This is a genomic window from Blastococcus mobilis (genome assembly GCF_900188025.1).
Classification (GTDB): domain Bacteria; phylum Actinomycetota; class Actinomycetes; order Mycobacteriales; family Geodermatophilaceae; genus Blastococcus_B; species Blastococcus_B mobilis.
In genome coordinates this window covers 16,707-29,864 of the sequence record NZ_FZNO01000009.1, presented here as the reverse complement: position 1 = coordinate 29,864, position 13,158 = coordinate 16,707, and the positions used below count along the sequence as shown (strand labels likewise).

16 protein-coding genes are annotated in these 13,158 nt (G+C 73.1%); 5 read left to right on the top strand and 11 right to left on the bottom strand.

Annotated features, from left to right (window positions below; all coding sequences use genetic code 11):
• The first annotated feature begins 154 nt into the window (after positions 1 to 154).
• Positions 155 to 814 (top strand): phosphate signaling complex protein PhoU, encoded by a 660-nt coding sequence (gene phoU, locus CHB94_RS09690; RefSeq protein ID WP_089336377.1) that lies wholly within the window; start codon positions 155 to 157, stop codon positions 812 to 814.
• A 199-nt stretch (positions 815 to 1,013) separates the two neighbouring features.
• Here the strand turns inward: phoU and CHB94_RS09685 are convergent, their stop codons facing one another.
• From CHB94_RS09685 to mshA, 6 genes are all read right to left on the bottom strand, one after another.
• Positions 1,014 to 1,769: a phosphoglyceromutase gene (locus CHB94_RS09685; RefSeq protein WP_089336376.1), complete on the bottom strand. Its 756-nt coding sequence runs from the start codon at positions 1,767 to 1,769 to the stop codon at positions 1,014 to 1,016.
• Between the two features lie 23 nt (positions 1,770 to 1,792).
• Positions 1,793 to 2,095, bottom strand: coding sequence for a hypothetical protein (locus CHB94_RS09680; protein WP_141137454.1), 303 nt, complete (start codon positions 2,093 to 2,095; stop codon positions 1,793 to 1,795).
• 37 nt (positions 2,096 to 2,132) lie between these two features.
• Positions 2,133 to 3,374 carry an aminotransferase class I/II-fold pyridoxal phosphate-dependent enzyme gene (locus CHB94_RS09675; RefSeq protein ID WP_176445492.1) on the bottom strand — a complete coding sequence of 414 codons (1,242 nt, stop codon included), beginning with the start codon at positions 3,372 to 3,374 and terminating at the stop codon, positions 2,133 to 2,135.
• Between the two features lie 96 nt (positions 3,375 to 3,470).
• On the bottom strand, positions 3,471 to 5,027 hold the full coding sequence (locus CHB94_RS09670) for an MFS transporter (protein WP_089336373.1): 1,557 nt from the start codon (positions 5,025 to 5,027) through the stop codon (positions 3,471 to 3,473).
• Positions 5,027 to 5,551, bottom strand: a complete 525-nt coding sequence (locus CHB94_RS09665; RefSeq protein ID WP_254920540.1) for a type III secretion system chaperone family protein — start codon at positions 5,549 to 5,551, stop codon at positions 5,027 to 5,029. Before CHB94_RS09665 ends, CHB94_RS09670 begins: the two co-directional genes overlap by 1 nt.
• A complete protein-coding gene (mshA, locus tag CHB94_RS09660) occupies positions 5,548 to 6,840 on the bottom strand; it encodes a D-inositol-3-phosphate glycosyltransferase (RefSeq protein ID WP_254920539.1) in 1,293 nt (430 codons plus the stop codon). The genes CHB94_RS09665 and mshA overlap by 4 nt, the downstream gene beginning before the upstream one ends.
• A 131-nt stretch (positions 6,841 to 6,971) precedes the next feature.
• On the opposite strand from mshA, the gene CHB94_RS09655 reads away from it, so the two are divergent.
• The gene (locus CHB94_RS09655; RefSeq protein ID WP_217899245.1) at positions 6,972 to 7,754 is read left to right on the top strand and encodes an SDR family oxidoreductase; all 783 of its coding nucleotides are present in this window, start codon (positions 6,972 to 6,974) and stop codon (positions 7,752 to 7,754) included.
• Here CHB94_RS09655 and CHB94_RS09650 read toward each other — a convergent pair.
• Positions 7,751 to 8,758, bottom strand: a complete 1,008-nt coding sequence (locus tag CHB94_RS09650) for a UDP-N-acetylmuramate dehydrogenase (RefSeq protein WP_089336371.1) — start codon at positions 8,756 to 8,758, stop codon at positions 7,751 to 7,753. The genes CHB94_RS09655 and CHB94_RS09650 overlap by 4 nt on opposite strands.
• A 34-nt stretch (positions 8,759 to 8,792) precedes the next feature.
• Between CHB94_RS09650 and CHB94_RS09645 the strand changes: the two genes are divergently transcribed.
• Positions 8,793 to 9,656 carry a class I SAM-dependent methyltransferase gene (locus CHB94_RS09645; protein ID WP_089336370.1) on the top strand — a complete coding sequence of 288 codons (864 nt, stop codon included), beginning with the start codon at positions 8,793 to 8,795 and terminating at the stop codon, positions 9,654 to 9,656.
• A gap of 154 nt (positions 9,657 to 9,810) precedes the next feature.
• Complete coding sequence (locus CHB94_RS09640) at positions 9,811 to 10,650, top strand: spermidine synthase (protein WP_089336369.1); 840 nt, start codon at positions 9,811 to 9,813, stop codon at positions 10,648 to 10,650.
• A gap of 3 nt (positions 10,651 to 10,653) precedes the next feature.
• Here the strand turns inward: CHB94_RS09640 and CHB94_RS09635 are convergent, their stop codons facing one another.
• Positions 10,654 to 11,166 (bottom strand): O-acetyl-ADP-ribose deacetylase, encoded by a 513-nt coding sequence (locus tag CHB94_RS09635; protein ID WP_089336368.1) that lies wholly within the window; start codon positions 11,164 to 11,166, stop codon positions 10,654 to 10,656.
• 24 nt (positions 11,167 to 11,190) lie between these two features.
• Between CHB94_RS09635 and CHB94_RS09630 the strand changes: the two genes are divergently transcribed.
• Positions 11,191 to 11,385, top strand: coding sequence for a PspC domain-containing protein (locus tag CHB94_RS09630; protein ID WP_089336367.1), 195 nt, complete (start codon positions 11,191 to 11,193; stop codon positions 11,383 to 11,385).
• Between the two features lie 30 nt (positions 11,386 to 11,415).
• On the opposite strand, the gene CHB94_RS09625 is transcribed toward CHB94_RS09630, so the two are convergent.
• The 3 genes from CHB94_RS09625 to CHB94_RS09615 all read right to left on the bottom strand — a co-directional run bounded on the left by CHB94_RS09625 (position 11,416) and on the right by CHB94_RS09615 (position 13,115).
• Entirely contained in the window at positions 11,416 to 11,703 is a 288-nt protein-coding gene (locus tag CHB94_RS09625) for a DUF2516 family protein (protein WP_089336366.1), read from the bottom strand.
• Between the two features lie 147 nt (positions 11,704 to 11,850).
• The gene (locus CHB94_RS09620) at positions 11,851 to 12,615 is read right to left on the bottom strand and encodes a hypothetical protein (RefSeq protein ID WP_089336365.1); all 765 of its coding nucleotides are present in this window, start codon (positions 12,613 to 12,615) and stop codon (positions 11,851 to 11,853) included.
• Positions 12,612 to 13,115: a helix-turn-helix domain-containing protein gene (locus tag CHB94_RS09615; RefSeq protein ID WP_089336364.1), complete on the bottom strand. Its 504-nt coding sequence runs from the start codon at positions 13,113 to 13,115 to the stop codon at positions 12,612 to 12,614. The genes CHB94_RS09620 and CHB94_RS09615 overlap by 4 nt, the downstream gene beginning before the upstream one ends.
• Positions 13,116 to 13,158: the final 43 nt, after the last annotated feature.

Below are 13,158 nucleotides of genomic sequence, written 5' to 3'. Positions count from 1 at the left end.
CTAGGTCCGATCGGCTCGACCCCGGCCCGTTCGCAGGTGATCTGCCGCCCGGAGGGGGCAGTGTTCATCTACGCGTGGCAGCACGTTAACCCGTAAAGGATGAGGACGGACCGAACCCGTCCTAGGCTCGGTCCAACGTCGAACGGGAGGCACAGTGCGGGAGAGCTACTTCGAGGAACTCGAAGACATCCGGGGATGCCTGGTGGAGATGGCGAACACGGTGGGGTCGCAGGTGAGCACCGCCACCACCGCCCTCCTGGACGCCGACGTCGCCCTGGCCGACCTGGTCATCGCCGGGGACGAGCAGATCGACGCCACCCGGGAGAGCATCGACCAGCGGTGCTTCACGCTGCTCGCGCGCCAGCAGCCGGTCGCGACCGATCTCCGCACGATCGTGGTGGCCACCCGGATCGCCAGTGACCTCGAGCGCATGGGCGACCTCGCCGAGCACATCGCCAAGGTGGCGCGGATGCGCTTCCCGGACCCCGCCGTCCCCCAGGAGGTCCGCCCCGCCTTCCTCGAGGCCGGCCACGTGGCCGAGATGCTGGTGACGAAGGCCGGCACGGTCATCGCCACCCGCAACGTCGACGCGGCCCGGGAACTCGAGACCGACGACGACGCGATGGACCGCCTGCACCGCGGCCTGTTCCGTCAGGTGCTGTCCGAGGACTGGCCCCACGGGATCGAGGTCGCCATCGACATCACCCTGCTCGGCCGCTACTACGAACGCTTCGCCGACCACGCCGTCAGCGTCGCCCGGCGGGTCGTCTACCTGGTGACCGGCGAGCGGCACATTCCCGAGAACGCGCACTGAGTCACTCTGTCGCCCTCCCGGCGACACCGCGATAACTCTTTGTCACCCTCCGGGCGACACCGCGGCCAGGAGCGGATTCCCCGGTGAGCTGAGCCACTTCCGCTGCCTTCTCGGGGGAACCCTCCGGGCCCCCGCTCGTCGGCGCGCCCCGCAGGGCGGCCACAGCGCCTCCTCGCCGACCCCCTCCAGGGCCGGCTCGTCAGCGCTTGCCCTGGTTCTTGACGGCCTCGATCGCGGCGGCCGCGGCGTCGGGGTCGAGGTACTCGCCCCCCGGCTTGAGGGGGCTCAGGTCCTCGTCGAGGTCGTAGCGGAGCGGGACACCCGTCGGGATGTTCAGCCCCACGACCTCGTCGTCGCCCATGCCGTCGAGGTGCTTCACGAGGGCGCGGAGGCTGTTGCCGTGCGCGGCGACGAGCACGGTCTGCCCGAGCCGCAGGTCCGGGACGATCGCGTCGTACCAGTAGGGCAGCATCCGGACGACGACGTCCTTCAGGCACTCGGTCGCCGGGCGCGCCTCGGGCGGCAGGAAGGAGTAGCGGGCGTCGGCGTCCTGCGAGTACTCGCTGCCGGACTCGATCGGCGGCGGCGGGGTGTCGTACGAGCGGCGCCAGATCATGAACTGCTCCTCGCCGTACTCAGCGAGCGTGGCGGCCTTGTCCTTGCCCTGCAGCGCGCCGTAGTGCCGCTCGTTGAGCCGCCAGGACCGCTTGACCGGGATCCACTGCCGGTCGGCCTCGGCCAGCGCCAGCTCGGCGGTCGCGATGGCCCGCTTCAGCAGCGAGGTGTGCAAGACGTCGGGCAGCAGGCCGTGCTCGGCCAGCAGCTGCCCGCCTCGGGCGGCCTCGACGCAACCCTTCTCCGACAGGGGGACGTCCACCCAGCCGGTGAAGAGGTTGGCCTTGTTCCACTCGCTCTCGCCGTGGCGGAGGAGCACCAGCGTTCCGGGGGTCGTCACGGGACCATCCTGCCGGACCGCTCTCAGCGCGCGAATTGGGGCCAGATCAGCCACAGCTCGAACAGCATCGGCGGCATCAGTCCGAGGAGCAGCCAGGGACTGCGCACGCGGCGGGCGGCACCCCACCGGACGGCGGCGACAAGGCCGACGCTGCACACGAGGCCGGCGGTCAGCCAGAGCACGATGGCGCCGACGTCGACGGCGACGAGCTGGGCGAAGGACAGCTGGATGGCGCAGACGAGCAGCGGATAGGCCAGCGCCGAGGCTGCCACCACGCCCATCAGCGCCCGGACGCGGCGCTCCGGCGCGGGCCTGCTGTCGGCCATCGCCGCCACGCTAACCGTCGGAACCGGTCCGTGCCGCTCAGGCGGCGGCCACCTGGGCCCGGGCGGCATCGACGGCCGCGGCGATGATCTCGCCCGCGCGCCGGAGCTGTTCCTCGGTGTGGGTGGCCATCAGGGTGAGCCGGAGGACCCCGCGGCCGCGCGGGACGGCGGGATAGGCCACGGCGTTGGTGTAGACCCCGGCCTCGAAGACCATCCGCCAGGCCGCCCCGGTGACCTCGTCCTGCCCGGTGGGGACCGCGATGACGGCCCCTTCGCCGGTGATGGGAGCGGCGCCGTTCTCGGCGAGGACCCGGCGCAGCAGCTCGCAGTTGTCCTGCAGGCGGGTCACCCGCTCGGGCTCGCTGCGCAGGATGCGCAGGGCGGCGAGCGCGGCCGCCACGGATGCCGGATCGTTGCCGGCGCTGAAGACGTAGGGCATGGCCGAGGCACGGATGCCCTCGGCGGCCGCCCGCGTGGTCATGATGGCGCCGCCGACGCTGGCCAGCGCCTTGCTCAGCGCCACGGTGACCGCGTCGACGCGGGGGAGGACGCCGAGTTGCTCGGCGGCACCGCGGCCACCCTTGCCCAGGACGCCGAGCCCGTGGGCCTCGTCGACGACGAGGCGTGCCCCGTACCGGGCGCAGAGGTCGGTGATGTCGGCCAGCGGAGCGATCTCGCCCGTCATGGAGTAGACGCCGTCGACGACCACCACCGCGCCGGCCCGCGGGTCGATGGACTCCAGCCGCGCACCCAGACTGTCGAGATCGTTGTGGCGGAAGCGGACGGCGGTGCCTCGGCTGGCCGCGGCGGCGGCGTGCAGGCTCGCGTGGACGTGCCCATCCACGAGCAGCACGTCGCCGGGTCCGCAGATGGTCGACAGCAGGGCCACGTTGGCGTTCACGCCGGAGGAGGTGAGGACGGCCGCCTCCGTGCCGTAGTGATCGGCCAGTTCCTCCTCGAGGGCGAGGTGCAGGCCGGTCGTGCCGTTGAGCACCCGGCTCCCGGCGGTGCTGGTGCCGTACTGCTCCAGGGCTGCGGTCGCCGCCGCGATCACGCGAGGGTCACCGGCGAGACCGAGATAGTTACCGGTGCCGAGGTTGATGCGCTCGCGCCCGTCGGCGTAGCGCGTCACCGGCAGCGGCGCCCCACCGGTCGGGACCGCGTGGGTCGCCGCGCCGTCCTCCGTGTGCTGCCGGAGGCGTGCAGCGAGGGGGTTCGCCAGCAGGGGAGCGAAGGGATCCCGGCGTCCGGGGGCGAGGACGCGGCTGTCGACTCGCACGGGACTCCCCTCCTGACCGCACGGGGAGCCCCGGCTTCTACTGCTCAGCGTCGGCGGCGCAACGGTGTGTCGTCAACCGTCTGTTCCACATTGGGGTCACTCCGTGGCTGGCGACACATCCCGTCCCCGGCCCGGGAGCCACAGGAGGACGACCGCGGCCGCGACCAGGGCGGCGACCGCGGTGAACACCGCGGTGACGTGCATGGCCGCCACGAACGCCTCGCGCGCCGGCCCCACGATGTCGGCCGCGGCCCGGGCAGCGTCGTCGTCCCCGCCTCCCTGCACATCCCGGACGGCCTCGAGGGTGGCGACGATGGACTGACTCGCCTCCGCGCGGGCGCTCGCGGGCAGCGCGTCGGCCGTGCTGCCGAGGTGGGTGGAGTAGGAGGCGGCGAGGACCGAGCCGAGGATGGCTACGCCCAGGGCGCCGCCGACCTGGCGGACGGAGTTGTTGACCGCGGCCCCGGCGCCGGCCTTCTCCCGCGGTACCACCGACATGATCGATTCGGTGGCCGGGGCCATCACCGCCCCCATCCCGAGGCCCTGGACCGAGAGCACGAGGACCAGCAGCCACACCGGCGAGGTGAGGTCGAGGAACTGGATGCCCACGAACGACAGCGCGATCAGCAGAAAGCCGGTGGCGCACACCGCCTTCGCGCCGTAGCGCTGGGCGAGCCCCGAGCTGCGCGGCGCCATGATCGCCATGCCCAGGGCGACGGGGATCAGGGCCGCACCGCTCTGCAGCGGGCTGTAGTCGCGGACGCCCTGAAGGTAGTAGACGAGATAGAAGGTCGCGCCGAGCAGAGCGAAGAAGTTGAGGCCGAGCGCGCCCGCGGCCGCGGAGAAGGCCGGGTTGCGGAAGAGCGACACGTCCAGCGCCGGATGGGTCGAGCGGCGCTGCAGCCAGACGAACAGCGCCAGCAGCACCAGGCCACCGACGAGCGGGACGAGCACGCCCGGCGCCGTCCAGCCGGCGCCCGAGCCGCCGCGGATGATCCCGTAGACGAGGCCGACCAGGGCCACGATCGACAGCAGGACGCCGGGGACGTCGAGACGGCCCGGCGACGGGTCCTTCGACTCGGGCACGAACGCGAGGACCCCGACCACGCCGAGCAGGGCGACCGGGACGCCGACCAGGAACACCGATCCCCACCAGTAGTGCTCGAGGACGGCGCCGCCCGCGAGCGGCCCGCCCGCGACGGCGATGCCGGCCGTGCCGGCCCAGATGCCGATGGCCCGCCCGCGTTCGCGCTCTGGGAAGACGTTGGTGATGACGGCGAGCGTCGTCGGCTGGACGGCCGCCCCGCCGATGCCCATGACCGCCCGGAAGACGATCAGCTCGATCGGGCTGCTGCTGAACGCTGCGAGGACCGAGCCGACGGCGAAGACGGTGAGGCCGATGAGCAGGACCTTCCGCCGGCCGATGCGGTCGCCGACCACGCCCCAGGAGAACAGCAGGCCGGCGAACACGAGGATGTAGGCGTCGACGGCCCACTGGAGCTCGCCGTGGGTCGCATCGAGGTCACGCTGCACCGTGGGCAGGGCGACGTTGAGGATCGTGTTCCCCATGATCACCACGAGCAGGCAGACGGTCATGGTGGCCAGCACCCACCACCGCCGGGAGTAGCCGGGCGAACGGTCCGCCGCGGGCATCAGGGCCGGCGGTCGGGGTCGGCGAAAGCCGCGAACGCCTCCAGGTTTCGCAGCGACTCCCCGCGCTTGACCCGCCAGTCCCACTCGCGGCGGATCGAGGTGCCGAAGCCGATCTCGAGCATCGCGTTGAAGTGGTCGTCGGCGTAGCTGAGAACCGCGCCGAGGATCCGGTCGAGCTCGTCGGGGGTGACGGCGGCATGCGGGAGGCGGCCGGTCAGGTAGACGTCGCCCACGCCGTCGATCGAGTAGGACACCCCGTACATGCGCGCGTTGTGCTGCAGCAGGAAGGTCCACAGCTGCTCGCGGTTCTCGTCGGGCTGGCGGCAGACGAAGGCTTCCACCCGGAGCGCGTGCTCGCCGACGATGAGTCCGCAGACGGTCTTGAGCTTCCTGGTGCCGGGCAGGTCGACCAGCCAGCGACCGGGGGCCGGGTGCTCGTGGACGAGCTCGCTGTCGCGCAGCGTCTGCTCGATGACGGCGTCCAGTTCGGCGATGCTCCGGTCCCCGCCCACCCCGTCGGTCACCGGGCCACCTGCACGCCGGGGAGCGCTCGGAGGGGGCTGGGGAGGCGGTGCGGCACCTGCCGCGGCAGGCGGTTCATGTCCTCCGCCGCGGACGTGTACGCGGCGACGAGGGCGTCGGCGGTGCGGTCCCAGGAGAAGAGCCCGGCGTGCCGACGTGCCCCGTGGGAGAGCAGCTCCCGGCGGCCGAGGACGGCGCGCACCGCGGCGGTGTAGTCACGGGGATCGTGGCCGTCGACGAGCACGCCGGAGACGCCGTCCCGGACGGCGGTGCGCAGGCCGCCGACGGCGGCCGCGACGACCGGCGTGCCGCACGCCTGCGCTTCGAGCGCCACCAGCCCGAACGACTCGTTGTGGCTGGGGACGACGGTGACGTCGGCGGCGCGGTAGTGGTCGGCGAGCCGCTCCGGGGGCTGCGGCGGGTGGAACACGACGCGGTCGGCGATGCCGAGATCGGCGGCGAGCTTGTCGAGCTGCTGCGGGGCCTCGAGGCCGGAGCCACTCGGGGCGCCGACGACGTGCACCTCGAGCCGGTCGCGCAGGGTCGGCTCGTCGGCGAGGAGCTGCGCGGCGGCGTGCAGCAGGACGTCGGGGGCCTTGAGCGGCTGGATGCGCCCGACGAACAGCAGCACGATCGCGTCGTCGGCGATGCCGAGGGCGCGGCGGGCGGCGCGCCGGTCGCCGGGGGCGAAGCGGTCGAGGTCGACCCCCGGGGGGACGACGAGCGTGCGGGCGGGGTCGGCGCCGTACAGGCGGACGAGCTGGCGGGCCTCCTCGTCGGTGTTGGCGATCAGCCGGTCGGCCTCGGCGACGACCTGTTCCTCGCCGATCACGCGGGCCCGCGGCTCGGGACGGTCGCCGTCGGCGAGCGCCTCGTTCTTCACCTTGGCGAGGGTGTGCGCCGTGTGGATCAGCGGCACGCTCCACCGGTCACGCGCCAGCCAGCCCACCTGGCCCGAGAGCCAGTAGTGGGAGTGGACGACGTCGTAGTAGCCCGGCTCGTGCTGGGCCTCCTCACGCAGGACGGCGGCGGTGAAGGCGCAGAGCTGAGCGGGGAGCTCCTCCTTGCCCAGCCCCTCGAACGGGCCGGCGCTGACGTGACGGACCGTCACGCCAGGGCTCATCTCGACCACTGGCGGGAGGTCGCTGGAGGTGGCGCGGGTGAAGATGTCGACCTCGATGCCGCGGTCGGCCAGGCGGCGGGAGGCCTCGACGATGTAGACGTTCATGCCTCCGGCGTCGCCGGCGCCCGGCTGGTCGAGCGGGCTCGTGTGCACCGAGAGGGTGGCCACGCGCCGGGGCGTGCCGGAACGCGCGAAGCGGCGAGCCGGCACGCGTGACCTCCCCGCTCCCTGGTCCTCTGGTCCGGGGCCCGACCGCCCCTGTCCACTGTTCATCCTGCAACAGCGTCAGGATGGGGTTCATGCCCGGTACCGATCGTCCCCACTCCCCCGACCGCCGCATGCCCGGCGCCGGCCGCACCGCCGTCGTCTCCGGCGCCTCGAGCGGCATCGGTGCGGCCACCGCTGCTCGGCTGGCCGCGGAGGGCTTCGACGTCGTCCTCGGGGCCCGCCGACTCGACCGGCTGACGTCCCTCGCCGACTCGATCGGCGGGCGGGCGCTGCAGCTGGACGTGACCGATCCGACCTCCGTGGATGCCTTCGCCGGCGCCGTCGATCGGGTGGACGTGCTCGTGAACAACGCCGGTGGAGCCTTCGACGCCAACCCGGTGGCCGACGCCGACCTGGACTCGTGGGCCCGGACCTACGAGGTGAACGTGCTCGGGACGGTACGGCTGACCAAGGCGCTGCTGCCGGCCCTGCGGGCGTCGGGCGCCGGGGACGTTGTGTTCATGAGCTCGACGGCGGGTCTGATCTCCTACGAGGGCGGGGCGTCCTACACAGCGGCCAAGCACGGGGTGCACACGCTGGCCGAGACGCTGCGGCTGGAGCTGAACGGTGAGCCCGTGCGGGTACTGGAGATCGCCCCGGGCATGGTGCGTACCGAGGAGTTCTCGGCGAACCGGCTGGGGTCCTCGGATGCGGCCGACGCCGTCTACCGAGGGGTGCGGGAGCCGCTGGTCGCCGAGGACGTCGCCGACTGCGTCGCCTGGGCGGTCACCCGGCCGCACCACGTGAACATCGACCTGATGATCGTGCGCCCGCTCGCCCAGGCCGCCCAGCACAAGGTCGCCCGGGAGAGCTAGGGCCGTACCGCCGTGGGCTCGGGGACGAGCGTGACGCCGAACTGCTCGCGGACCTCCTCGATGACACGGCCGGCGAACGCCATGAGCTCGTCCGCCGTCGCGCCGGGCTCCGTGGTCAGCGCGAGGCTGTGCCGCGACGACGTCCCCACGTTGCCCTGCCGCGTGCCGCGGCCGAAGCCGGCGTGCTGCACGAGCCAGGCCGCGCTGAGCTTGACGTGGCCGTCGCCGGCCGGCCAGCTCGGGCAGCCATCGACGGCGCGGGCCGCCGGCACGATCGGGTTGGTGAAGAACGATCCGGCGCTGCGGCTGTCGGGGTCGGCGGGGTCCCAGACCATGCCCTTCCCCCGGCGCAACTCCAGCACCGCCGCACGGACGTCGGCGAGCGGCGCGGTGTCGCCGATCTCGACGCCCAGCTTCCGGGCCAGTTCCGCGTACCCCACCGGACGGCTGCGCGGGTTCTCGTCCAGCACGAAGGTCACCTCCAGGACGACGAAGCGCCCGGGTTCCCGCTTCAGCCTGCTGTCCCGGTAGCCGAACCCGCACTGGGCCGGGCTCAGCCTCTCCTCGGTCTTCTCGGCGCGGTCGTAGACGCGCACGGCGGTGATCGTCTGGGCGACCTCCTGGCCGTAGGCGCCGACATTCTGGATGGGGGTCGCGCCGGTCGATCCGGGGATACCGGACAACGCCTCCACGCCGGCCAGCTCGTTCTCGACGGTGTGGGCGACCAACTGGTCCCAGTCGTGACCCGCCGCCACCACGAGCCGGCCGCCCGCGCGCTGGATCCCGCGCGACCGCACCAGGACCACGTCCCCCGGCCAGCCTTCGTCGGGTGCGACGACGTTGGAGCCGCCACCCAGGACCAGCAACGGACGACCGGACTCGTCGGCATCCCGCACCGCAGCGACCAGCTCCCCGGCGTCGTGCACCTCGACGAGCCGGTCGATCGGCCCACCGACGGCCAGGGTGGTGAGGTCCGCCAGCCGGACGTCGCGTCGAACCTGCACGGCCCCACGCTAACCGCGACTACTCTCCGGACCGGTGAGCGAGGCTGGGAGCGACCACAAGCGGCGGGCATCCCTGTCTTCCGCGCCGCAGCGCAAGGCGCCTCGGCTGGCCGCCGGACGGGCCCGGGCGCTCGGCCTTCCCACCCGCGGGACGACGAACGCCAACCGTCTTCGCCGGGTGGACCAATGGCTACTGGCCACCCAGGTCCCCCGCCTGCGCGACTCCGCCCGGCCGCTGGTCGTCGACCTCGGGTACGGCTCGTCCGCCGTGACGACGCTGGAACTGGTCGAGCGACTGAGCCCGGAGGTGGACCGGCTCGAGGTGGTCGGTCTGGAGATCGACCCCGCCCGCGTGGCCGCCGTGGAGGCCGACCGCGACCCGCCCCGTGTGGACTTCCGGGTGGGCGGCTTCGAACTGGCCGGCCTGCAGCCGGTGCTGGTGCGGGCGTTCAACGTGCTCCGGCAGTACGACGAGGAGTCCGCGGCCCGCGCCTGGGAGACCATGTGCGCCGCCCTCGGGCCGGGTGGGGTGGTGGTCGAGGGCACCTGCGACGAGTGGGGACGGCGGTCTGCCTGGGTCGCCCTCGACGCCGACGGCCCACTGACGCTCACGCTCGCCACCCGGGTCGCCGACATCTCCACCCCGTCGGACCTCGCCGAGCGCCTGCCCAAGGCCCTGATCCACCGCAACATGCCGGGCCAGCCGGTGCACGCGTTCCTCCGCGCCTTCGACGCGGCATGGGCGGCCGCTGCGGGACTGTCGGCCTTCGGTCCGCGCCAGCGCTGGGTGGCGGCGGTGGAAGCCCTCGCGGCCGAGGGCTGGCCCCTGGTGGGATCGACGCGGCGATGGCGGCACGGTGAGGTCACGGTGCGATGGTCGGCGGTCGCACCGACGTAGTGGGCTCCGCCGTCCACAGCCCAGGTCGCCGTGCACAGGGGACGTCTCCGAACCGAGCGGGCGTGCCTGTCGGAGCACCTTGTCACTCCGACCGACGGTCGAGGAGCGTCGGGCACGATGACGGGGTGACCGACATGTGTGGAGTGCTGCGCGCGTGAGATCGACGCCGGGTCCGACCGCCGTCACCGGAGGGACCGCCGAACTTCTCGCCGACGCCGACCGCGACGGCTCGTGGATGCTCCTGGTCAACGGCACCCCGCAGTCGCACGTCGACCTCGACGACCCCACGCATCTCGAGTTCGAGTACGTGCGCCGGATGGGTCACGTCCTCGACCTCGCCGCCGAGGCGCACGCACCGCTGGACGTCGTCCACCTCGGTGGCGGTGCCCTCACCCTCCCCCGCTACGTCGCGGTCACCCGTCCCGGTTCGCGTCAGCGCGTCGTCGAGATCGACCAGCCGCTCACCGACCTCGTCCGCACGCACCTCCCCCTGCCGCGCGGAGCCCGCATTCGCGTCCGGCCCGACGACGCCCGCGTCGGACTCGCCGCCCTGCACACCCACAGCGCCGACGTCGTGATCTGCGACGTCTTCGCGGGTGCCCGCACGCCCGCGCACCTCACCAGCGCAGAATTCGCCACCGAGGTCCACCGCACCCTGCGGCCGAGAGGCGTCTACGCGGCCAACGTGGCCGACGGCGCACCCCTGAAGTTCGCCCGCACCCAGGTCGCCACGCTGCGCTCGGTCTTCCGCCACGTCTGCGTGCTCGCCGAGCCGGGCGTCCTGCGCGGCCGCCGCTTCGGCAACCTGGTCGCGGTCGGCTCCGATGCCGAACTCCCCGTCGAAGGATTCATCCGACGCTGCGCCCGTGACCCGATGCCCTCCCGCGTGGTCCACGGCGAGGACCTCGAGCGCTTCGCCGGGACAGCCAAGCCGGTGTACGACGTCGACGCGATCCCCTCCCCCGAACCACCCGACGGCGTCTTCGGTCGCTGAGCGTCAGCCGGCGAGCGCGGCCTCGAAGGCGGTCAGCGCCTCGTCGCTGAACAGCACGAACCGCACCTCCTGCACGTGTTCGACCGGCGCCGCGCGCACCGCCGCGACTGCCTGCCGCGCGGCGTCGTCCAGCGGCCAGCCGTAGACCCCCGCCGAGATCGCGGGGAACGCGACCGTGCGTGCACCGAGCCCGTCGGCCACCCGCAGGCTCTCGGTGTAGCAGGACCGCAGGACGGCGGACAGATCGCGGTCGGCCGACCAGACCGGTCCCGCCGTGTGCACGACCCAGCAGGCCGGGAGCCGACCCGCCGTCGTCGCGACCGCCTGCCCGCGCGGCAGCCGGCCTCCGGGCAGTCGCGCGGTGATCGCCCGGCATTCCGCGAGGATCTCCGGTCCGCCCGCGGCATGGATGGCCCCGTCCACCCCGCCGCCGCCGAGCAACCCGGGGTTGGCCGCGTTGACGATCACGTCCACGTCGGCCTGCGTGATGTCGCCACGCTCCGCCCGCAGATACATGTCCCGACCGTAGGGTCTGACCGCATGACCGTGCCTGCGAACCAGCGTCTCCGCCGTGACTCCCAGAACAAGGTGATCGCCGGGGTCTGCGCCGGCATCGCCCGTCGCTACGGGCTGTCCCGCAACGGCCTGCGCCTGGCCTTCGTGCTCTCCTGCGTGCTCCCCGGCCCGCAGTTCATCGCCTACCTGCTGCTCTGGGTGCTGATCCCAGCCGACTGAGGACAGAGCCCGCCGTTCAGGAGCGGCAGCTCACCAACTGTTGCCGCGCTGCAGTCCGCGGACAGCCGGGCGCACGTCGACCAGGTACACGATCGCGGCGATGACAGCGGGTAGGCCGAACAACGTCATCGGGGTCTGCTGCCAGAAGATGATCAACGCGGCGAGGCCGGTGATCGCGGCCCAGCCCGGCTTGGTCAGCTTGCCGGCGGCCAGGAAGCCAGGCGCGGGGCGGACCAGGGCGTCGACGAAGGCCCAGACCGTGAGCCCCTGCGCCAGCACGTACAGCGCCAGCAGGACGAGCCCGTCGAACATCGCCATGGGCCGAGCCTACCCGCCCGAGGCCGCAGATCCCCGGGGAATCGACCACTTCCTCGCCTCGCTCGCCCGCAGGAGCGAGCCGGACGCGACAGGGCCCCGGAGCGCCGTCGCAGCTCCGGGGCCCTGGTCCTGGACGTCGGCCGGACGTCAGCTCTTCTTGGCGGGCACCGCGGTCGGGTCCGCCGGCTTGGCGGTGCGGGCACGGGTCACGCGAGCCGATGTCGCCTTGGCGGTCGACTTGCGCGCAGCCGGGGTGCTCTTCTTGGCAGACGGAGCCTTCTTGGCGGCCTTCGGCTCCTCGACGGCGTCCTCCGCGGTGGCCTTGGCGGCCTCGGCGGCAGCGTCGACCTTCTCCTCGGCCCGGGCCGCGACCTTGGTCGCCTTGGCGGCGGTCTTCTGCGCCACCGAGGTCACCTCGTTGGAGGCCTCGACGACGGCCTCGGCCGTCTCCTCGAGCACGTCCTCGACGGCGTCCTCGACGGCGTCCACGGCCGCCTCGGCGCGCCGCACGACCCGGCGCAGAGCCGGCTGGCGGCGCAGGTCCTCGACGACCTCGGCACCGCGCTCGGCGAGGGTCTCGACCGTGGCGACCGCCTGGGTGCGGGCGGCCCCGACCAGGCTGGTGACGGTGCTGCGCAGCATCTCGGGGCGGACGGCGGTGGCCAGCTGCTGCGCCGCGGTGCGCGCGTTGCCGGCAGCCTCGGTGGCCCGGGTCCGGGCCTCCTTGACGGCGAGGTCGGTCTGGACCTGCGCCTCGCCCGGCAGGGCCTCGGCCTTGGAGCGGAACTGTGCGACGACGGTCCGGGCGCGCTCGACGGCCAGGTCACCGGCGCCGATGGCGGCGAGGACGGCGGGCTTGGCGGCGGTCACGGCGAACTCGCCGTACTGCTTCACGGTCTGGGTGGCGGTCATGCCGACTCCTTGGAGATTCGTGTCTCTGCTGCGGGCTGGGAAGAGGTCTGGGCTGCGGCCCGGTGCTCACGGACGTAGGTCTCGTACAGCTCGAGCAGGACCGCCTTGTGCCGCTCGGACAGAGCCTCGTCCGACCGGATCGCCGCCACGGTGTCCGGGTTCCCGGAACGCCGGTCGAGGATTCCCGCCTGCTCGTAGAGGGACTCGGCCGAGATCTTCAGGCCCCGGGCGATCGACGCGAGGATCTCCGCAGACGGCTTGCGAAGGCCCCGCTCCACCTGGGACAGGTACGGGTTGCTGACACCGGCGGCGCGGGCCAGCTCGCGCAGCGACACCCGGGCGGCGCTGCGCTGCTCACGGATGAAGTCACCCACCTGCGAACTGACCGAGGCGACGCTCGGGGCGTCGGCGACGGACTCCGCCACGCTGCCGGCGACCCGGTCCACCGTCTCGCGAACCGTCGTCACCTGCTCACGGACGAACTCACCGGGGGTCTGCACGCATCCGACCCTAGGCCGGGGTGCTAGCTCTTGCAAGCGGAGG